The organism is Campylobacter armoricus (genome assembly GCF_013372105.1).
Taxonomy (GTDB): domain Bacteria; phylum Campylobacterota; class Campylobacteria; order Campylobacterales; family Campylobacteraceae; genus Campylobacter_D; species Campylobacter_D armoricus.
This window is the reverse complement of record NZ_CP053825.1, coordinates 1614305-1633833: the sequence shown is the minus strand read 5'-3', so window position 1 is coordinate 1633833 and position 19529 is coordinate 1614305. Positions and strand designations below refer to the sequence as shown.

At 28.9% G+C, this 19529-nt stretch carries 21 protein-coding genes; 14 read left to right on the top strand and 7 right to left on the bottom strand.

The features are described 5' to 3' along the window. The first annotated feature begins 65 nt into the window (after positions 1-65). The 3 genes from glmM to hemJ are packed head-to-tail and all read left to right on the top strand — an operon-like array spanning position 66 to position 2294. Entirely contained in the window at positions 66-1403 is a 1338-nt protein-coding gene (gene glmM / locus CARM_RS08305; protein WP_139426778.1) for a phosphoglucosamine mutase, read from the top strand. After that, complete coding sequence (gene lspA, locus CARM_RS08300; protein ID WP_139426780.1) at positions 1396-1851, top strand: signal peptidase II; 456 nt, start codon at positions 1396-1398, stop codon at positions 1849-1851. Before glmM ends, lspA begins: the two co-directional genes overlap by 8 nt. Beyond that, a complete protein-coding gene (gene hemJ / locus CARM_RS08295; protein ID WP_139426782.1) occupies positions 1845-2294 on the top strand; it encodes a protoporphyrinogen oxidase HemJ in 450 nt (149 codons plus the stop codon). Before lspA ends, hemJ begins: the two co-directional genes overlap by 7 nt. Before the next feature lie 20 nt (positions 2295-2314). Here the strand turns inward: hemJ and CARM_RS08290 are convergent, their stop codons facing one another. Further along, positions 2315-3652 (bottom strand): coproporphyrinogen III oxidase family protein, encoded by a 1338-nt coding sequence (locus CARM_RS08290; RefSeq protein WP_139426784.1) that lies wholly within the window; start codon positions 3650-3652, stop codon positions 2315-2317. 74 nt (positions 3653-3726) lie between these two features. Between CARM_RS08290 and CARM_RS08285 the strand changes: the two genes are divergently transcribed. Both CARM_RS08285 and CARM_RS08280 read left to right on the top strand, forming a co-directional pair. Beyond that, positions 3727-3918: a mini-MOMP protein gene (locus CARM_RS08285; protein WP_139426786.1), complete on the top strand. Its 192-nt coding sequence runs from the start codon at positions 3727-3729 to the stop codon at positions 3916-3918. Positions 3919-3924: 6 nt separating this feature from the next. Next, complete coding sequence (locus tag CARM_RS08280; RefSeq protein ID WP_161593811.1) at positions 3925-4080, top strand: hypothetical protein; 156 nt, start codon at positions 3925-3927, stop codon at positions 4078-4080. Positions 4081-4084: 4 nt separating this feature from the next. Here CARM_RS08280 and CARM_RS08275 read toward each other — a convergent pair whose 3' ends face one another. The 5 genes from CARM_RS08275 to ccoG form a co-directional block, all read right to left on the bottom strand. Further along, a complete protein-coding gene (locus tag CARM_RS08275) occupies positions 4085-5515 on the bottom strand; it encodes an efflux transporter outer membrane subunit (RefSeq protein WP_139426788.1) in 1431 nt (476 codons plus the stop codon). Beyond that, entirely contained in the window at positions 5508-8630 is a 3123-nt protein-coding gene (locus CARM_RS08270; RefSeq protein WP_139426790.1) for an efflux RND transporter permease subunit, read from the bottom strand. The genes CARM_RS08275 and CARM_RS08270 overlap by 8 nt, the downstream gene beginning before the upstream one ends. Continuing rightward, positions 8630-9727 (bottom strand): efflux RND transporter periplasmic adaptor subunit, encoded by a 1098-nt coding sequence (locus tag CARM_RS08265; RefSeq protein ID WP_139426792.1) that lies wholly within the window; start codon positions 9725-9727, stop codon positions 8630-8632. Before CARM_RS08265 ends, CARM_RS08270 begins: the two co-directional genes overlap by 1 nt. Before the next feature lie 83 nt (positions 9728-9810). Further along, on the bottom strand, positions 9811-10434 hold the full coding sequence (locus CARM_RS08260) for a TetR/AcrR family transcriptional regulator (RefSeq protein ID WP_139426794.1): 624 nt from the start codon (positions 10432-10434) through the stop codon (positions 9811-9813). 2 nt (positions 10435-10436) lie between these two features. Then, positions 10437-11804 (bottom strand): cytochrome c oxidase accessory protein CcoG, encoded by a 1368-nt coding sequence (gene ccoG, locus CARM_RS08255; RefSeq protein WP_139426797.1) that lies wholly within the window; start codon positions 11802-11804, stop codon positions 10437-10439. A gap of 176 nt (positions 11805-11980) precedes the next feature. Here ccoG and rpsU point away from each other — a divergent pair, with 176 nt between their 5' ends. The 9 genes from rpsU to CARM_RS08210 all read left to right on the top strand — a co-directional run bounded on the left by rpsU (position 11981) and on the right by CARM_RS08210 (position 18824). Further along, positions 11981-12193 carry a 30S ribosomal protein S21 gene (gene rpsU, locus CARM_RS08250; protein WP_002780697.1) on the top strand — a complete coding sequence of 71 codons (213 nt, stop codon included), beginning with the start codon at positions 11981-11983 and terminating at the stop codon, positions 12191-12193. A 43-nt stretch (positions 12194-12236) separates the two neighbouring features. Continuing rightward, a complete protein-coding gene (locus CARM_RS08245; protein WP_139426798.1) occupies positions 12237-12842 on the top strand; it encodes a LysE family transporter in 606 nt (201 codons plus the stop codon). A 75-nt stretch (positions 12843-12917) separates the two neighbouring features. Continuing rightward, the gene (locus CARM_RS08240) at positions 12918-13541 is read left to right on the top strand and encodes a UPF0323 family lipoprotein (protein WP_139426800.1); all 624 of its coding nucleotides are present in this window, start codon (positions 12918-12920) and stop codon (positions 13539-13541) included. 12 nt (positions 13542-13553) lie between these two features. Continuing rightward, complete coding sequence (locus CARM_RS08235; protein ID WP_139426802.1) at positions 13554-14726, top strand: glutathionylspermidine synthase family protein; 1173 nt, start codon at positions 13554-13556, stop codon at positions 14724-14726. After that, positions 14726-15658 carry a D-2-hydroxyacid dehydrogenase gene (locus CARM_RS08230; protein ID WP_139426804.1) on the top strand — a complete coding sequence of 311 codons (933 nt, stop codon included), beginning with the start codon at positions 14726-14728 and terminating at the stop codon, positions 15656-15658. The genes CARM_RS08235 and CARM_RS08230 overlap by 1 nt, the downstream gene beginning before the upstream one ends. Continuing rightward, positions 15648-16139 (top strand): YajQ family cyclic di-GMP-binding protein, encoded by a 492-nt coding sequence (locus CARM_RS08225; RefSeq protein ID WP_139426806.1) that lies wholly within the window; start codon positions 15648-15650, stop codon positions 16137-16139. Before CARM_RS08230 ends, CARM_RS08225 begins: the two co-directional genes overlap by 11 nt. After that, complete coding sequence (locus CARM_RS08220) at positions 16136-16615, top strand: hypothetical protein (RefSeq protein WP_139426808.1); 480 nt, start codon at positions 16136-16138, stop codon at positions 16613-16615. The genes CARM_RS08225 and CARM_RS08220 overlap by 4 nt, the downstream gene beginning before the upstream one ends. A gap of 14 nt (positions 16616-16629) precedes the next feature. Further along, a complete protein-coding gene (locus CARM_RS08215) occupies positions 16630-18342 on the top strand; it encodes an ATP-binding protein (protein WP_139426810.1) in 1713 nt (570 codons plus the stop codon). Positions 18343-18404: 62 nt separating this feature from the next. Next, on the top strand, positions 18405-18824 hold the full coding sequence (locus CARM_RS08210) for a PepSY-like domain-containing protein (protein ID WP_139426812.1): 420 nt from the start codon (positions 18405-18407) through the stop codon (positions 18822-18824). A gap of 52 nt (positions 18825-18876) precedes the next feature. Here the strand turns inward: CARM_RS08210 and CARM_RS08650 are convergent, their stop codons facing one another. Further along, positions 18877-19317, bottom strand: coding sequence for a methyl-accepting chemotaxis protein (locus CARM_RS08650; protein ID WP_414641184.1), 441 nt, complete (start codon positions 19315-19317; stop codon positions 18877-18879). Between the last annotated feature and the right edge of the window lie 212 nt (positions 19318-19529).

Genomic DNA, 19529 nt, shown 5'->3' with positions numbered 1-19529 from the left:
TTTGCATTTATACATTACTTAACTTTTTTTCTTATAATTTCATTATTTAAAATCAAAGGTGAAAAATGAAACTTTTTGGAACTGATGGAGTGCGTGGAAAAGCGGGTGAGTTTTTGGATTCATTTTTAGCAATGCGTTTGGCTATGGCTGCTGGAATTTATTTTAAAGACAAAGCCATTACAAGCAATATCTTAGTAGGAAAAGATACAAGAAGAAGTGGTTATATGATAGAAAATGCTATTGTTTCAGGACTTACTTCTATAGGTTATAATGTTATAGAAATAGGACCTATGCCAACACCTGCTATTGCGTTTTTAACTGAAGATATGCGTTGTGATGCAGGGATTATGATATCAGCCTCGCATAATCCTTATTATGATAATGGCATTAAATTTTTTGATGCCCATGGAAACAAACTTGATGAGCAAGCAGAAGCAAAAATAGAAGAAATTTATTTTAATGATAAGCTTATAGAAGAAGCAAGAACAACAAAATCACAAATTGGTCAAGCAAAAAGAATTGATGATGTGATAGGAAGATATATCGTTTCTATAAAAAATTCTTTTCCTAAAGAGCTGACTTTAAAGTCTTTACGCGTTGTCTTAGATGTGGCTCATGGAGCTTCTTATAAGGTAGCACCTACGGTTTTTAAAGAATTAGGTGCAGATGTAATCGTGATAAATGATAAACCAAATGGTTTAAATATTAATGAAAATTGTGGAGCATTACACCCTTTAAATTTAGCTTTAGAGGTAAAGAAATTTAGAGCAGATGTGGGTTTTGCCTTTGATGGAGATGCAGATCGTTTGGTTGTGGTAGATGAAAAGGGTGAAGTAGCTCATGGAGATAGTCTTTTGGGTGTTTTAGCTTTGTTCTTAAAAAAACAAGGCAAGTTAAAATCAAGCGTAGTTAGCACTATTATGAGCAATGGCGCCTTAAAAGAGTTTTTAAATAAACATAAAATCACGCATGAAACTTGCAATGTAGGTGATAAATATGTTCTTGAAAAACTTAAAGAATGTGGTGGAAATTTTGGCGGTGAGCAAAGTGGTCATATTATTTTTAGTGATTATGCTAAGACGGGAGATGGCTTAGTCGCTGCTTTGCAATTTAGTGCTTTAATGCTTAGTGAAGCAAAAAGTGCAAGTGAAATTTTAAATCAAGTTAAGCCTTATCCACAACTTTTGCATAATCTTAAAATTTCAGAGAAAAAAGACTTAACAAAATTAGCAGGATTAGAAGAATTAAAAAAAGATTTAGAAAAAAAAGGAATTGTTAGTTTATTTAGATATTCAGGAACTGAAAATTTGATAAGATTATTGCTGGAAGCAAAAGATATTAAGCTTTTAGAAAAAGAAATGAAAGCTGTTGAAAGCTTTTTTATGAAAGCATTGAATGCTTAAAATTTTATCTTTAAAATTTTATCTTGTTTTTGCTTTAGTTTTTATACTAGATCAAGCAAGTAAGTATTTGTTTTTACAAGGGCTTGAGTATAAGGGTGAATTTTTTGATTTAGTTTTAACCTACAATACAGGTGTAGCTTTTTCTATGTTTGCATTTTTAGGGGAGTATTTAAAATATATACAGCTTGTTTTTATCTTAGCTTTATTTGTATATTTACTTTATCAAAAAGAGTTTTTTAGAACACATTTGATTGCTTTTGCTATTATGCTTTCTGCAGGGTGCTCAAATTTACTCGATCGTTTTATACATATTGGTGTAGTGGATTTTGTTTTTTGGCATAAGTGGTTTGAGTTTGCTGTGTTTAATTTTGCTGATGTGATGATAAACATTAGTGTGGCTTTGATTTTAATAAAAGAAATTTTTAATAAAAAAGGAGAAAAATGTTAGATTTTTTAAACGAATGGTATTTGTGGATTAAGATGGTGCATTATTTAGCTTTTGTTTCTTGGATGGCTGGAATGTTTTATTTGCCAAGACTTTTTGTATATCATACAGAACATAAAGAAAATAAAGGCTTTGTAGAGGTAGTGAAAATTCAAGAGAAGAAATTATACTTTTATATCCAAACCCCTGCAATGATTGCAACAGCAATCACTGGAAGCTTGATGATGATAGCCAATAAAGATGTGTTAATGGTAGGTGGATATATGCATGCTAAATTAACCTGTGCTTTGCTTTTAATTATTTATCATTTTCAAAATTATTATTATTATAAGCAACTTCAAAATGACACTTGTAAAAAAAGTGGCAAATTCTTTAGAGCTTATAATGAAATTCCAACGATATTATTTATAATTATTGCTATTATGATGGTGATAAGACCATTTTAGTAAAAGCCTTTTTAAGGCTTTTACTCTTTAAATTCCATACTTTTAAAATTAAGTGGATCTACATTTTCATGCATTATGCTAATATGATCTTTGTTTTGGAGGCGTTTATCATCTCTAAATACTGCACGAACTAAATCCATACCTGTGTAAAAATCTTTCATTAAAACCATAAATAAATAACGCCCAAATTCGCTTGTATATAAAGCATTATTTTCTTTTATTATAGCACCGCTTAATTTGAGTCCTAAAAGTTCTACAAAAAGATCTTTTTCTAGATTACAATTTAAAGTTTTATTAAATTTATCTATTTCAATCTTTCCTGCAAACATTTCGGTTAAAAAGACATATTTTATGATTTCTTTTTTACCAAAATTAGCTTTAGCAATATTTGCGTTTTGTTTTTCTTTTATGAGTTTAGAATAATCATTCAAGTTAAAAGCATTGATTAAAAGTTCTCCATCTAAAAAGCTAAAAGCTCCACTTCCTACACCCAAATACTCATGATGAGAGCTAACATATTCATCATTAAAAGTATTTTTTTCTAGCGAGAAAGACCAAGCATTATTTCTTTCATAGTCTTTAAAATAATCTGTAATGATTTTATAAAATTCAAATTCATTATCTTTAAAACTTACACCTAAAGTTTTAGCAATATTATCCTTTGTTAGATTTGATTTCATTAAAGGATAAGTTGTAATTTGCTGAGGTTTTAAATTTTTGGCTATTTCTAAGTCATTTAGTAATTGTTCTTTGGTTTGAGAAGGAAAATTAAATATTAAATCAATACTCATAATAGGAAGTGCGCCTATAGCTTTAGAAAGCTTTTCTTGAAGCTCTTTGCTTGAGCCAAATTTATTGTATCTTGCGACTTTTTTTAGTGTATCATCATCAAAGCTTTGTATGCCACAACTTAAACGATCTATAAGCCCTTTAAACATTTCTAACTTTTTAGGATTAATATGATTTGGATCAGTTTCGCAAGAAATTTCTTTAATGTCAAAAAGTTTTTTACAAAGTTCTAATGTTTTAGCTAGTTCTTCTTCATTAATTAAAGTGGTTCCCCCACCAACATACATCGAAGTAAAATTAAATCCTTTATCTTTGATTTGCTTGATTTCTTCTCTTAAGCTTTCAAAATATCTTTTTGCTAAATTTTCATCATAATAGTATTTATGAAAACTACAATAGGGACAAAAAGTATGACAAAATGGTATATGTGCATAAAGCATATAGGTTTTGTTGGTATTTATTTTTTTTTCTTGTCCTTCTTTTAAAAGTTTCACATCAAAACCATTCTCTAAAGATTTTTGCATAGCTTTATGAGAGTAAGATAGAGCTAGATTTTGTAAAAAATTCATCGTTTTCCTAATTTTTGTTTTGTAGTTGTTTAAAAAAGAATATAATTGTATCATATTTTTACAAAGGCTTTATAATGAAAAAGATTTTTATAGTATTTTTTGTATTTTTACTAGGATTTATAAGTATGTTAAATTCTGCACCTTTAGATGAAATTTTTCAAGATGTGAATGTTTCAGGCAGTATGCGTTATCGTTTTGAGCATAATAGCCCAAAAGATAGAGGAAATAATAATTTCAATCAAAGAATTCAAATTCAAATGCATTGATGATTTATGAAAAAAGTAATTTTAGTATTTATCCTTTTTGCAAATATAGCTAATTGCATCCCTTTTGAAGAAGCTATTGAAAAACTTGATTTTACTGTGCCACCAAAGAAATGTTATCATTATGTAGTAGATGACAACAATTCAAAAACAACTAAGCCTTAAAGACTTAGTTGTTATAAAAGTTTTCTTCCATAGCTTTGATGTTTTCTTTTGATTCTTCTTTAGCGTTAAATCCTCCGCCAAAAGCTTTCATAACATCTACTAAGGAATTTGCAAGCTCATAAGAAGAGTTGGTATAAGAAAGTTTGGCGCTTAAGTAATTTCTTTGATCTTGTAAAAAATCAGCTAAATTAATTACACCATTTTCATATCTTAAAGTAGAAATTTCATAAATTTTACTTTGAGCCATAAAAAGATTTTTATAATTTTGCTCATTTTCATAATAACTTTGGCGGTTAAATAAAGCAAGTCTTATCTCTCCAAAGGCTGTTTTTAAAGTATTCTCATATTGCAAAAATGCTTCATCTTTAGTAAGTTTTGCAATATTGACATTATTTACGATTTCGCCCCAATGAAAAATTGGCATTGCAAAATTTCCTGCTATATTCCAAGTATTACTTCCATGTTTAACCAAAAGATCTAAATCATTGCTTTGAAAACCCAAAAGTCCAGTTAAAGAAAGATTTGGCAAAAATGCAGTTCTTGCAACTCCTACAAGATAATTTTTTTCTTCCAAAGTTTTTAAGCTAGCTTGAACATCTGGTCTTTGAAGTAAAATTTCACTGCCTATACCTTCTGGTATGCTAAGATCGTATTGTCCTATTTTTTTATATTCTATGCCATTATAAAGTATATCATCAATATTATTTGAGGTTAAGATTTTTAAAGCTTTTACATTAGCTTCTTTTTGAATTTTTGCATTTGTAAGTAAAACTCTTGAATTTTCAAGTTCAGCTTTAAATTTATTAAGCTCATATTCACTAATTACCCCAAGTTTAAAGTGTTCTAATTTTAATTCATATGTTTTTTGATAACTTTGAGTAGTTTCTTCTAATATTTTTACTTGTTCGCTTAAGCTTGCTAAGTTAAAATAAGTTTTTATTACATTCGAGATTAAGCTAAGTCTAGCACTTTCATAGTCAAATTCGCTTGCCTGTAATTTTGCCTTTGAAGCATTATAAGTATCTCTATATTTGCCCCATAAATCGATTTCATAGCTTAAATTTAAACCCATATTAAAATTATTACCATAGACAAATTCATTGCTTTTGTTGTTTGAAGCATTAATACTAGTTTTTGCTCTTGCTCCGCTAGCACTCCCATCTAGCTTAGGAAGTAAATCACTTCTTGCTATGCCTAAGGTTTCATATGCTTTTTGTAGATTTATATATGCAATTTGCAAATCATTGTTATTTTTTAAAGCTTGATTTATTAAAGCATTTAAATAAATATCATCAAAAGCTTTCCACCATTGTTTATTGATGGTAATGTTTTGATCTAAACTTTTGGTGTAGTTTATATCTTTAATTTCTAAATTTGGTTTTAAACTGCAAGCTGTTATTAAAAAACAACTTGCAAATATTATCAATTTATACATGTTTTTTACCTCTTTTTTCATCAAGCCATTTGTTGAAACTTTCTAATAAGTAGAAAAATAAAGGCACAAAGAAAATGGCTATAGTAGAAGCTGCTATCATTCCACCTATAACGCCTGTGCCTATTGCATGACGGCTTGCACTTCCTGCTCCATAAGCAAAGAAAAGTGGTAAAATTCCACAGATAAATGCCAGTGAAGTCATAACAATAGGTCTAAATCTTAATTTTGCCGCACTAATAGATGCTTCAAAAATACTTTTCCCTTTTTTAAGATGTTCTTCCATAGCAAATTCTACAATCAAAATTGCATTTTTGGCAGAAAGTCCTATTAAAAGTAAAAGTCCTGTTTGAAAATATATATCATTTTCTATCCCTCTAAGCCACACAAAAAGTAAAGAACCAAATACCGCAAAAGGCACAGCAGTAATTACTGCTAAAGGCATAAGCCATCTTTCATATTGGGCTGCTAAAATTAAAAATACAAATAAAAGTCCTAACATAAATGCTATTTGACCAGCACCACTACTTGTAACTTCTTGATAAGCAGAACCCGCCCAAGCGATAGAATAATCTTCTCCCAAAGTTTCTTTTGCAACTTGTGCTATTGTATCAATAGCTTGTCCTGAGGTATAACCAGGAGCAGGATCGCCTTGAATTAAAGCCGATGGGAACATATTAAAGCGTTTTACATCATCAGGTCCAACACCTCTATGCAAAGTTAAAACACTATCTAGAGAAACCATTGAACCATCTTTTGCTCTAACAAAGATATTTTTTAAAGCATTTTGAGTATTTCTAAAATCACCAATAGCACTAATATTTACACGATAATTTTTTCCAAGCATAGAAAAATCATTTACATAGTAAGTCCCTATAGTAGCATTTAATGTGCTAAATACATCTGCTAAATTTAAACCATAAAGTTTTACCTTATCACGATCAATTTCTAGTTTTAATTGCGGAAAATTAGTATCAAGCGTTGTTCTTACATTAGAAAGTTCAGGACGCTTGTTTGCTGCTTCTACTAATCTATTTACATCAACTTGAATTTCATCATAGCTTTTGCCGCTACGATTTTGTGCATACATTTCAAAACCACCGGTTAAACTTAGACCTTGAATTGGAGGTGGATTAATAAAAAAAGTTTGGAAATTTGGATTAAGAAAATATTGTTGATTATACATTCTTGTCAAATCAAAACTACTTACATCTCTATCATTCCAATTTTTCAAATTAACAAACATTGCACCAGCATTTTCTTTTAAAGAGCCTGTAAATAAATCATATCCTATAAGACCAACAATATCCGTGATATTTTCATTTTTTAGTATCTCATCTGCCATAGCATCCATAGTTTGCGTTGTTCTATTTAAAGATGAAGCTGCTGGTAAATTCACAACAGATAAAAAACTCCCTTGATCTTCATTTGGAACTAAAGAATTTGGAACAAGTTTAAAAAGCCCATACAATCCGCCTAAAAATATAATAAAAATTAAAACAAATCTAACGGTTCTTTTTAAAATATAAGCTACTCCTGCACCAAAAACTTCTGTAGACCAATCAAAAATATGATTAAATTTTTTAACTAAATAAAAAGGCTCACCTTCATTTCTTCTTAAAAAGATTGCACATAATGATGGGGTTAGTGTCAGAGCCACAAAACCTGAAATTACAACAGAAATTGCCAAAGTTATGGCAAATTGTCTTTGAATTTCACCCACAAAACCGGATATAAATGAAACAGGTATAAATACTGCACAAAGCACAAGAACAATAGAAACAACAGGAGCTGCAACTTCATCCATAGCTTTAATGGCTGCTTCTTTTATGCTTATATTTGGATCTTCATGCATGATTCTATCTATATTTTCTACCACAATAATAGCATCATCAACAACAATACCAATAGCCAAAACCAAAGCAAAAAGTGTAAGTAGGTTGATACTAAAACCTAATACATACAATCCTGCAAAAGTTCCTAAAATAGAAACAGGCACAGCAATCATAGGTATTATGGTAGAGCGGAAATTTTTTAAGAATAAATACATTACTATTACAACTAAAATTAAAGCTTCAAAAAAAGTTTTTACCACTTCTTTGATAGAAGCTTTGATAAATATAGTTGTATCATAAGGAACTTTATAGGTTAATCCTTCTGGAAAGTTTTTAGAAAGTTCTTCGAATTTTTTCTGAACTAATTCTGCTGTGCTTACGGCATTTGCTCCAGTTTGTAAGAAAATTAAAATAGGGGTTGCGTTATTACCATTTAATCTACCATTAAAAGTATATTCTCTTGACCCTAAAGATACTTCCGCTATATCTTTAAGCCTTAAAAAAGACCCATCACTATTTGCTCTTATAATAATATTTTCAAATTCTTTAGTGTTTTTTAATCTTCCTTGCATGGTTACTGAATACACATAAGGGGATCTTTCTACCACAGGTTCTTGTCCTATTTTACCAGTAGCATATTGAGCATTTTGCTCATTTACTGCAGCAATTACATCAGTTGCTGTAACTTGATATTTGTTTAATAAGTCAGGATTTAACCAAATTCTCATAGAATAGTTTTTTGAACCTATAGCAACAGCATTTCCTACACCAGGAACCCTAGCAAGATCATCTAAAATATTTAACGCCGCATAATTATATACTTCTAGTGCATTCATAGAACCATCTGGAGAATATAAAGTAGCAACCTCTAATATACTTGAACCAGTTTTTCTTACGCTAACACCTGTTTTTTTAACATCTTCAGGAAGTTTTGCCATAGCGGCTGAAATTCTATTATTAACATCAACCGTTGCTTGATCAGGATCAGTTCCTATGCTAAAATATACACTTAAACTCATATCCCCTGAAGAGCTTGATGTTGAATCCATGTAAATCATATTTTCAACTCCATTTATAGCATCTTCAAGCGGAATAGCTACTGTTTGAGCTACTGTTTGAGCATCAGCGCCAGAGTAATTTGCACTTACCTTTACAACAGGTGGAGTTAGCGAAGGGTATTGCTCTACAGGCAAAGAATAAAGTCCTATAATGCCTGCTAAAGAAATAATAATAGCAACAACTGAAGCAAATACAGGTCTTTCTATAAAAAATTTAGAAAACATTACTTATTCTCCATTATGCTAACACTTGAGCCAGGACGGATTTTTTTGAAATTATTTAAAATAACCTTATCTCCATTTTTCAAACCTTGATTGATTACTGCAATATCCGCAGTTTGATAAATAACATTAACATTTGTTTTTGCTACTTTTCCATCTACTAAAGTATAAACATAAGTAGCACTATCATCTTGCAAAAGTGCAACTTGTGGAATTTCAAAACCATCTTTTTGCACAAAACCACTTACATGAACATTAGCAAATGATCCAGGCATTAAATTTGAATTATTGTTGTCAAAAATAGCTTTTGCTTTTACACCACCACTATGAGTATCAATAACACTATCTATAAAATATAATTTTCCATTAAAAAGCTCACCACCAACATTAGCTTGCACTTGAATATTTTCAAATTGCCAATTTCCATCTTTTATATTTTTATTCATATTAATTTTATCAACATCTGAAATATAAAAATCTGCGAAAATAGGATTAATATTAGTAATGCGTATAAGTTCAGTAGAAGAAGCATTTACATAATCTCCTATATCCATCAGAGAATCACCTAAAATTCCATCAAATGGCGCACTTACTACAGTATATTTTAAGTCTAATCTTGCATTAGCAAGTTTTGCTCTAGCACTTTCTAAATTAGCTTTTGTTGAATTAAATTTAGCTAAACTTGCATCAAATTCTTTTTGTGAAATAGCATTTTTTTCTATTAAAATACTATCCCTTTTAAAATTTTTTTCTGCATCATCAAAATTTGCTCTTGCTACTAAAGCTTCACCATAAGCCATATTAACACTTGCTTGGTATTTATCAGGTTCTATCAAGAAAAGCTTATCGCCTTTTTTTACAGCTTGACCACTTTTGAAGTATTTTTGTTTTATTTCCCCGCTTACTTTAGGTTTGATCACGACATCTAATTCTGTGCTTAATCTCGCAGGATAGGTAAATTCTAAAGGCAAGTTAGCGCTTTGCATAGTCATAATACTAACTGGTTGAGGAGGAAGTTCTTTAACTTGTGCATTTTTATCATCTAAACAGGCTGTAAAAATCAAAGAAGCACAAGCTAGTGCAAGAATTTTAGTTTTCATTTTTTTCCTTAAAATAATTTTTAGCTAAATATAAAAAGTAATTTATATTACAAAATTTAAACTTCTATTTTATCAATATATAGTTAATTAAAGTTAATAATTCCATTTGTAAAAAGTTTAATAACTTTTTGTGCATGCTCTTGTTGTTCTTTTTTATTCATTAAAATCTTATTTCCAAAAGTGCTTTGCATAAAAAATGTCCCTCTTAGCATTGTGCAAAAAGTAACACTTAAAAATTCAGCATTTTTAGATAGATGTTCATTTTCTAATTCGAATCTTTTTTGAAGTTCATATTCTATCCCTTTTCGGTTGTTGCCATTAAACCACGCTGTAAAATCAAATTTATCATTATAAATTTGAGAATACAACAATCTGACTATGGCAATGGTTTTTTTGTTATTAAAAATTTTTAAATAAGCTAAAGCATATTGATATAGGTAATCTTCTAGATTCAATTTGTTTGTTATTTTCATATTTTTTTTCAAAATAGCTAAAAAATGATTTTCAGCAAAATCGTTTAATATTGCTTCAAATAATCCTTCCTTGCTTTTAAAATGTTCATATACACAAGAAAATGATCCTCCAGTTTGCTTGATAATGTCTTTAAGATTAGTTGCTTCGTAGCCGTTTTTAAAAAACGACTCCGCAGCAATTTGCTTGATTTTTTCAAGTCTTACTTGAGATTTTAAAGAAAGCTCTTTTTTCATTTTTATTTTTGTTTTAGAATGGAATTTTTTGGATATACAAAATTACTTTCTCTTTCTATAACAATATTTTTATCATCTAGCGCATAAGCTTTAATTTTTAAAGGAATCACGGTGTCTTTTCTATCGTTATTGGCTAATTTTTTAGTAGCCTTTAAAACAACGATATGTTTATCTTTTTCTCCAGCTTTTAATTTAAAAGACTTTTTTGGTCTAATGATTTCTAAACCATCTTCAACGCCTTGTAGTTTAACATCAAAATAATATTCATGAGTTTTATTATCAGTATTTTGAAATAAAAATACATAAGCATTAGTAACTTGTAATTCTCCATCGTGTGCTTTTCTAATTTGGTAAAGCTCACTAGAGCGGTTTATATTTAAAAGCATATGTTCTTTTTTGCTTCCCATTAAAACTAAAGCCGCAAAAACACCACACAAGACAACTAAATATCCAATGGTTCTAAATCTAAAATATTTTACTTTTTCTCTAGTTTCAATAGCTTTTGCACTAGTCCAATTAATCAAACTAGGACGATCAAACTTAGCTTGAATTTTTGAACAAGCATCAGCACACTCAAGGCAATTAATACATTCAAGTTGCATTCCAGCCCGTATATCTATATGTGTAGGGCAAATTTTTACACAGGCTTCACAGCCTATACATTCACCTTGTGGTGGTTTTTGATACAGTTTAGTGTGTCCATCATAAATTACACCACCTCTTTTATCATCATAAATTACTTGAACGGTATTATTATCAAACATTACAGATTGAATTCTTGCATAAGGACATACATAAACACAAAATTTTTCACCCAAATACACTATATCAAAAGTAAAAGCCAAAGAAGCACAAAACAAAATCCCTAAAAGCAATAAATGATCAGCAGGATTTTGAATATAGACAAAAAAATCTTCAGGTGGTACAAAATACCATAAAAATGCACTCATCATTAGTAATGAAAAAATGTAAAAAACTATAATACTTAAAACTTTTTGAATAAAAAACCCGCTAGTTTGTTTTTGTTTGTTTGCTATGCTTTTATGGATTTTAAAAATTTTTGTTTGTAAAAGGTCTCTATAAATAACTCTAGCAATAGTTTGAGGACAAGTCCATGCACACCAAATTCTACCAGCCAATGTAGTTATAAAAAGTATAGTTAAAAACATACCCATAATAAGAAAAGGCATTAAATAAAGCTCTTGAGTATCAAAGGCTATGAAAAATAAATTAAGTTTTTTATGATCAAAACTTAATAAAAAGAAATGATTTCCATTAATTTTTATAAAAGGTAATATTACAAATATTATCATAGAAACAATATAAGCAGTATATCTTTTTTTAGTATAATTAGTAATATAGGCACCCATTTTATTTCCTTCAAAATAAAAATTTCAGTTTATGAAAAATTAAACCAAATTTTGTCTTAATTAATAATTAATGTTTATTATTTATTTATGCAATTATTACAAAAATATATTTTATTTTCAATAAAAATTATGTTATAATACTGGTTTTATTTTAAAAAAGAAAGGTGGTGGGGGTCGTGCCAGGAATTAAGGTACATCCTAACGAGTCTTTTGATGAAGCGTATAGAAAATTCAAAAAACAAGTAGATAGAAATTTAGTTGTTACTGAAGTTCGCGCTAGAAGATTTTTTGAGCCTATGACTGAAATTCGTAAAAAACAAAAAATTTCAGCACGCAAAAAAATGCTTAAAAGACTTTATATGCTTAGACGCTACGAGTCAAGACTCTAATACCAAAAAGCCGAGAAATCGGCTTTTCTTCGATTATTTTTTTATGTTTCTTTGGATTTTAATCATTCATTTTTTTGGGCTCATTTTACCAGGACCTGATTTTTTCTTAGTAAGCTCTTATGCTTTAAGAGATGGGGTTAAGAGTGCTCTAAAGGCAAGTTTTGGCGTAAGTTTGGCAATGAGTGTATGGATTATACTTTCTATACTTGGATTAAGTGTAATTTTTCATCAATTTCCGTTTTTGCAAATTGCTTTATCAAGTTTTGGGGCTTGTTATCTTTTGTATCTATCTTTCGTAATTTTCAAAAATGCAAAAAAAGGCAAATTCAAAACTCAAAAAACTCACATATCTGCATTTTTAAGTGGAATAATCACTAATTTATCCAATCCAAAAGTAATTTTTTATTTTGCTAGTGTGTTTGCAAGCTTTAATTTTACACAAAATACTAAAATATTGATAGTTTTGATTTTTGTTTTAATTTTGGAGACTATTGTTTATTTTTCTTTGATTTCTTTGTTGTTTTCTAAGTCTTTCATGGTAAGAATTTATCAAAATAATACAAAACTCATTGATTATTTAAGTGCTTTTATATTTTTTGTTTTTGCTATGTTTATTTTAAGTGCTAATTTAATGTCTATAACAAACTAAAGCAATTAATTTTTATTAATACTTTTTTTGTTAAAATCTTATTTAAGTTAAACTTATTAAATTATAGGAAAGATTATGAAACACATTAAAACTATACTTAAACTTAGTATGATAAGTGGTATTGCTGCAATAAGCGCAGGTGCTTTAAGTGCATGTAGTAGCAATGCAAATGATTCTAATAATGCTTTAAGCCAAGCAGCAAATACTCAAGGTGCTTTTGTTATTATTGAAGAAACTGCACCAAATCAATATAAAATAAAAGATCAATTTCCAAGTGATGAAACTAGAGTTGTTCTAAAACAACTAGATGGTACAGAAAGAGTTTTAAGCAAAGAAGAAATGGATAAATTAATTCAAGAAGAAGCTGCCAAAATAGATAATGGAACTTCGAATTTGACTAATCCAAACTCAAATAATGCTCAAATGAGTAGTGGTGGGCTTTCTTTGGGTGAAACATTACTTGCGAGTGCAGCTGGTGCTATTTTAGGAAGTTGGATAGGTTCAAAACTTTTCAATAATCAAAATTTCGCAAACCAACAAAGAGGAGCGTTTTCAAATCAAAGTGCTTATCAAAGAAGTGTAAATAGCTTTAATAAAGCAGGATCAAGTGCTACTACAGGATCAAGTGCAAAAAAATCAGGATTTTTTGGTGGTGGTTCTAAAGCTGCTTCAAGTTCTTCTAGTTCTTTTGGATCTTAAAAAGGTATAAAAATGAATTTTTTAAAAGTAAATCCTTTAGAAAAATCTTACTTAGAGCAAATGGGTTTTTCGTGGCATACAGATAATGATGGGAGTGATTATTTAGATTCTAATTTAGTTTGTGTAAAAGAAAATGAAGCAAATGCTTATTATGAGGCGGTAAATGAACTTTATGATATGTTTGTAACTGCTGCACAAGAAGTTATTGATAATAATCGCTTTGATGAGCTTGGAATTCCTTTTAATTTGGTTGATGCTATTAAGATGAGTTGGGAAAATGATGTACATTGGCATTTATATGGAAGATTTGATTTAGCAGGTGGGCTTGATGGTAAGCCTATAAAGCTAATAGAATTTAATGCAGACACTCCAACTTCTTTATTTGAAAGTGCTATTTTACAATGGGCTATTTTAAAACAAAATAATTTAGATGAAAGTTCGCAATTTAACAATATATATGAGGCTTTAAAAGATAATTTTAAAAGACTTATAACCTTAGAAGAAGATGTGAGTGAATTCGAAAAATATTATGAAGGTTGGAAGATATTATTTTCTTCAATTGCAGGTAGCGATGAGGATATGATTACAACCAAACTTTTGGCACATATTGCCAGAGAAGCTGGTTTTGAGAGTGAATTTTCTTATATTGATGAAGTAGAATTTTCGCCTGATGGAATTTTCAAAAATGAAATAAATTTTGAGTATTTTTTCAAACTCATTCCTTGGGAAAGTATAGCTATAGAAGAGGGCGAGCTTGCTATGCTTTTAACTCAAATCATGCAAAATCAAAAGGCAATCATTTTAAACCCTGCTTATACTTTACTTTTTCAAAGCAAAGGTATAATGAAGATTTTATGGGAGCTTTATCCAAATCATCCTTTATTGCTAGAAACAAGTGATGAGCCTTTAATAGGTAAAAAGTGTGTTAAAAAGCCTGTTTTTGGTAGAGAAGGAGCTAATGTTTCTATTATAGAAGCTAATGGTGATGTAAGTTTTAAGACAAATGGGGATTATCAAAATAATCGTTTCGTGTATCAAGAATTTACCGAATTTAATCAAGATGAAAATGATTATTATCAAGCAGGAGTTTTCTTTGCTTATGAGGGTTGTGGCTTGGGCTTTAGAAAAGGCGGTTTGGTGCTTGATAATTATTCTAAATTTGTAGGACATATAATAAAAAATTAATGAAAATAGTATGTTTAGATGCTGCTACTTTGGGCGGGGTGGATTTATCTGTTTTTAAAAGTTTTGGCGAGTTTGTAAGTTATGATTTAACTTCTAAAGATGATGTTATTGCAAGAATAGCTAATGCACAAGTTGTAATGATTAATAAAATTATCATCGATAAAGAAGTGATAGATAAAACTAATCTAAAGCTTATTTTGCAGCTTGGTACAGGGGTAAATAACATAGATGTAGCTTATGCAAATTCTAAAGGCATAGTAGTAAAAAATGCAGCTAGTTATTCTACTAAAAGTGTTTTAAGTCATACTTTTGCCTTGCTTTTTGCTTTTTTAAACCAAATTCCATATTATGATAAATGGAGCAAAGAAGGCAAATGGTGTGAGAGTGAAATGTTTTGCGATTTTAGCAGAACTTTGCATACTTTAACAGGCAAAAAACACGGCATTATAGGACTTGGAGCTATAGGTAAAGAAGTAGCTAAAGTTTCGCAAATGTTTGGTTCTAAAATTTGTTATTATTCTACTTCAGGAGCTAATTTTAGTGATGAATATAAGAAAGTAGGCCTTGAAGAGCTTTTAAAAACTTGCGATGTGATTAGTATCCACGCGCCTTTAAATGAAAAAACAAGAAATTTATTATCTAAAAAAGAATTAATGCTTTTAAAAGATGAAGCTATTTTGATTAATGTAGGGCGTGGTGGTATTATTAATGAGTTTGATTTAGCTAAGGTTATGAATGAAAAAAATATCAAAGTAGGACTTGATGTGCTTGAAATAGAACCTATGACTAAAAATCATCCATTACTTAGTATAAAAAATAAAGAAAATTTAATCATTACCCCGCATGTTGCATGGGCTAGTAAAGAATCTATACAAAATTTAATTCAAATTGTATTTAACAATCTTAAGGAGTTTATAGAAAATGGCAAGTGAGCATAGTTTTGATATAAGTGGAGAAATCGATAAACAAGAGCTAAAAAATGCTTTAGAACAAGCTAAAAAAGAGCTTGATAGTAGATATGATTTAAAAGGTATTAAAAGCGAAATAGAGTTAAATGAAAAAGAAAGCATTTATAAGCTCACTTGTTCAAGTGAAGCAAAACTTGAAGTTTTAAAAGACATTGTTATTTCAAAGCTTATTAAAAGAGGGATAAATCCTAATGGCATAAAAGAGCTAAGTAGAGAAAGCGGAGCAAATTTTAAACTAAATTTGAAAGTTAATGATGCTATTGATACTGATAGTGCTAAAAAAATAAATAAAGCTATAAAAGATAGCAAGCTAAAAGTAACTTCAAGTATTAGAGGTAATGAAATTCGGGTAGTTGGTAAGCAAATTGATGATTTACAAAGTGTTATGAGAATAGTCAAAGAATTAAATTTAGAATTAAATATCAGCTTTAAAAATCTTAAATGAAAAATTTATTGCAAATAGTGTTTTTATGTTTTTTCTGTGTGTTTTTAAGCTCTTGTGCATTAAAAAATAAAACACAATCTCAAGGGGTTTATGTTGTTTTAAAAACTCCTTATATAAAATTTGCTGATTATGGGTTTTTATATAAAGGAAAAAAAATAACAAGACTAGAGCTTTATAATGCTTCTAAAGCTTTATTTGAATTAAAGATTGATGATAAAATTTGTATTAATGGTGTTTGTTATGCAAAATTATCTTTTAATGAAAAATTTTTTAGTTATAAATATTATGAGGGTTTTTTACAAGATTTAATTTACAAAAAACCTATTTTTTATGGAAAAAATAAACAAGCTACTTCTTGTGGTTTCACCCAAAAGATCGTGAGTAAAAATTATGATATTTTTTATGAAGTTTGCAATGGGTATATGAGTTTTAGTGAAAAAAAATCCAAAGTCAAATTTAGTATGAAATCATTATAAAGTTAAAGGATAATATGAAAGATTTAAAGCTTTTTCTTAATGATACTTTTAAAAGCACTATTTATAAAAATCTACAATGCAGTGAAGATGAGATTTTAATTTTAAAACATCTATGTAAAAATTATCTACAAGCTAATGCAAGTATAAATGCCTATAGTTTGCTTAGTGAAGTTTTTAAAAATGATGAGTATGAATATTTAGATTATTTAAAAGATCTTAAAAGTCTTATAGAAAAAGGTTTTATTATTCAAATTTATTCTGATTTTAAAGCGAGTAAAAATTCAAGTTCATTTTTAAATTTGTTACAATGTGATGTAAGCTTAAGTGAAGTTTTTTTACAAGTTTTAGAAAATAAAACCATACAAGATTTTATGCAAGATAAAGTTTATGAGGATTATATTTCTTACTTAAAAGATGAATTTTTTAAAATAGAACTTTATCAAAGATTGCGTTTTTTTGCTAAAAGTTCCCAAAGTGAAAATATCAAAAATGACATTGTTATTTTTGAATCTTATATTAAAGAATGTTTGAAAAAAAGTAAAATTCCCAATGTATTAGCAGATATTTTTAAAGAATATGCTTTAAATGAAAAAGAAAGTTTGATATTTATTAGCTTGCTGAAAGAAGAGTATTTATTAAATACTGAAACTTCTTATAGTAGAGATTTTAATTTTTTACTCCATTTAATTAGCGATGATGAGCTTGCCAAAGAAAAAAATAAAGCTTTATTAGAAGAAGATTCTAAACTTTTAAACTCAAATCTTTTAGAATACGATGAATTTATAAATTCCTTAGGTGATATTTCTAAAACATTTTATTTGAGCGATGATATTTTACAAAGAATAATTAATTTTAAAGAGCCTAAAAAAAATAAAAAAATCAAACTTCAAAATTTAGTAAAAAATCAAGATATTTTCGAACTTATAGAACCAAATATCAGTATAGATGATGTTATCATGCCACAAAGCACTAAAGATTTATTAGAAAGCATATTAAAACAGCAAGATAAGAAAGTTTTAGAAAGATTAAATAAATGGGGCATAAAAACAAATAAAAATATAGAAGCTAAGATAATTTTCTATGGTCCTGCTGGTACAGGTAAAACTATGAGTGCATTAAGTATGGCAAAAGCTATGAAAAAATCTATTTTGAGTTTTGATTGCTCTAAAATTTTGAGTAAATATGTAGGTGAGAGCGAGCAAAATGTAAGAAAGATTTTTGATACTTATAAAGAGCTTTGTCAAACAAGTAAGCAAAGTCCTATTTTGCTTTTAAATGAAGCCGATCAATTTTTAAGTACTAGGGTAGAAAGTAGTGGCGGTGCTGATAAAATGCATAATCAAATGCAAAATATTTTTTTAGAGCAAATTGAGCGTTTTAGTGGGGTTATCATAGCTACAACTAATTTTTTAGAGAGTTTAGATGTGGCTTTTTCAAGAAGATTTGATTATAAAATAGAATTTAAAAAACCCGACTTTTCTCAACGCTTAATGATATGGCAAAAAGCCTTACCTAAGAATGCTAAATTTGATGATAGTTTTGATTTATCAAATTTAGCTTCATATGAACTAAGTGGAGCACAAATTGTTATGGTGGTAAAAAACACCGCTTTAAAAGCGGCCATTTCTAAAGATGGTGTTTTTAAAATGAGTGATTTTTTACAAACCATAGAAAAAGAAATAGAATCTTCTTTTGATAAAAACAAAATAGTTGGTTTTAAAAATTAAATTCACATAAATTTCACAAGCATTCAATATCATTTTTTCAACTTTTATCTAAAGGAGAAAAAATGAAAATGAAATTAATGTTGGCAAGTTTAGTCTGTGCTAGTTCTATGTTTGCAGATATGGTTGTTAGTCCAAATGCCCTACCTCAAAAAGCTCAAGAATTTTTAAATACTTATTTTAAAGGTGTAAGTATAGGTTATGTTAAACAAGATGTAGATTCTTATGAGGTAAATTTGGCTGATGGAACAGAAATTGACTTTATTATCAACGGAGATTGGAAGGAAGTTGATGGAAAATATAAAGCAATTCCAACAGGATTTATCCCAAAAGAAGTTATTACTAAAATACAAGCAGTGCAACCAAATGCAGCTATTGTAGAAGTAGATAAAAAAATCAATGGTTATAAATTTAGAACAAACAATATGATGGAAATTTATACAGATTTTAAAGGTAATATTTTAGGTCAAAAATTTGATGATTAATCGCTTAATCCTTCCACACCAACTAAACCCATTAAGGGTTTAGTTTAATTATTTAAAACCTCTTCTTCCTAGCATCTTCTAAGATATCATTAGCTATCTTATTAACATTATCAGATATTACTGCACTATCATTAGCTATTTTTAAGTTCTCTTGGGTTACATGATCAATTTGAGCTACAGCATCATTTATTTGAGTAATACCTGTAGTTTGTTCTTTAATACTCTCACCCATTTCATTAATAGATTGAACTAAGATATTAGTATTAGCTTCTATTTCACCTAAAGACTTTTGAGTTCTTTCAGCTAGGTTTCTAACTTCATCAGCAACAACAGCAAAGCCTCTACCGTGCTCACCTGCACGAGCAGCTTCAATAGCAGCATTTAATGCAAGCAAGTTAATTTGATCAGCAATATCTCCTATAATAGAAGTAACATTTTTAATCTCTTCACTTTGAGCAATAACTTCACTAGTTTTATGCGATACATTTTGCATAGAAGAAGTAATTTCTTCTAGTGCTGCTGCTGTTTCTTCTAAAGAAGAAGCTTGGCTTGATGAAGAATCTGTTAAATCTTTAACAGCACTTTGTAATTTACCACTTTCAGTAGCAAGTAAAGAAGCAAATTCTGATGATTGTCTTAACATAACTACTATTTCTTTACCTAAGGTATTAGTAGTTACTTCAACTCCACCTTTAGCATTTTTAA

What these genes read in the sequence shown, in the direction of transcription:
- glmM (WP_139426778.1), top strand. Translation starts at nt 66, where the DNA reads ATGAAACTTTTTGGAACTGATGGAGTGCGTGGAAAAGCGGGTGAGTTT.
- lspA (WP_139426780.1), top strand. Translation starts at nt 1,396, where the DNA reads ATGCTTAAAATTTTATCTTTAAAATTTTATCTTGTTTTTGCTTTAGTT.
- hemJ (WP_139426782.1), top strand. Translation starts at nt 1,845, where the DNA reads ATGTTAGATTTTTTAAACGAATGGTATTTGTGGATTAAGATGGTGCAT.
- CARM_RS08290 (WP_139426784.1), bottom strand. Translation starts at nt 3,652, where the DNA reads ATGAATTTTTTACAAAATCTAGCTCTATCTTACTCTCATAAAGCTATG.
- CARM_RS08285 (WP_139426786.1), top strand. Translation starts at nt 3,727, where the DNA reads ATGAAAAAGATTTTTATAGTATTTTTTGTATTTTTACTAGGATTTATA.
- CARM_RS08280 (WP_161593811.1), top strand. Translation starts at nt 3,925, where the DNA reads ATGAAAAAAGTAATTTTAGTATTTATCCTTTTTGCAAATATAGCTAAT.
- CARM_RS08275 (WP_139426788.1), bottom strand. Translation starts at nt 5,515, where the DNA reads ATGTATAAATTGATAATATTTGCAAGTTGTTTTTTAATAACAGCTTGC.
- CARM_RS08270 (WP_139426790.1), bottom strand. Translation starts at nt 8,630, where the DNA reads ATGTTTTCTAAATTTTTTATAGAAAGACCTGTATTTGCTTCAGTTGTT.
- CARM_RS08265 (WP_139426792.1), bottom strand. Translation starts at nt 9,727, where the DNA reads ATGAAAACTAAAATTCTTGCACTAGCTTGTGCTTCTTTGATTTTTACA.
- CARM_RS08260 (WP_139426794.1), bottom strand. Translation starts at nt 10,434, where the DNA reads ATGAAAAAAGAGCTTTCTTTAAAATCTCAAGTAAGACTTGAAAAAATC.
- ccoG (WP_139426797.1), bottom strand. Translation starts at nt 11,804, where the DNA reads ATGGGTGCCTATATTACTAATTATACTAAAAAAAGATATACTGCTTAT.
- CARM_RS08245 (WP_139426798.1), top strand. Translation starts at nt 12,237, where the DNA reads ATGTTTCTTTGGATTTTAATCATTCATTTTTTTGGGCTCATTTTACCA.
- CARM_RS08240 (WP_139426800.1), top strand. Translation starts at nt 12,918, where the DNA reads ATGAAACACATTAAAACTATACTTAAACTTAGTATGATAAGTGGTATT.
- CARM_RS08235 (WP_139426802.1), top strand. Translation starts at nt 13,554, where the DNA reads ATGAATTTTTTAAAAGTAAATCCTTTAGAAAAATCTTACTTAGAGCAA.
- CARM_RS08230 (WP_139426804.1), top strand. Translation starts at nt 14,726, where the DNA reads ATGAAAATAGTATGTTTAGATGCTGCTACTTTGGGCGGGGTGGATTTA.
- CARM_RS08225 (WP_139426806.1), top strand. Translation starts at nt 15,648, where the DNA reads ATGGCAAGTGAGCATAGTTTTGATATAAGTGGAGAAATCGATAAACAA.
- CARM_RS08220 (WP_139426808.1), top strand. Translation starts at nt 16,136, where the DNA reads ATGAAAAATTTATTGCAAATAGTGTTTTTATGTTTTTTCTGTGTGTTT.
- CARM_RS08215 (WP_139426810.1), top strand. Translation starts at nt 16,630, where the DNA reads ATGAAAGATTTAAAGCTTTTTCTTAATGATACTTTTAAAAGCACTATT.
- CARM_RS08210 (WP_139426812.1), top strand. Translation starts at nt 18,405, where the DNA reads ATGAAAATGAAATTAATGTTGGCAAGTTTAGTCTGTGCTAGTTCTATG.
- CARM_RS08650 (WP_414641184.1), bottom strand. Translation starts at nt 19,317, where the DNA reads ATGCAAAATGTATCGCATAAAACTAGTGAAGTTATTGCTCAAAGTGAA.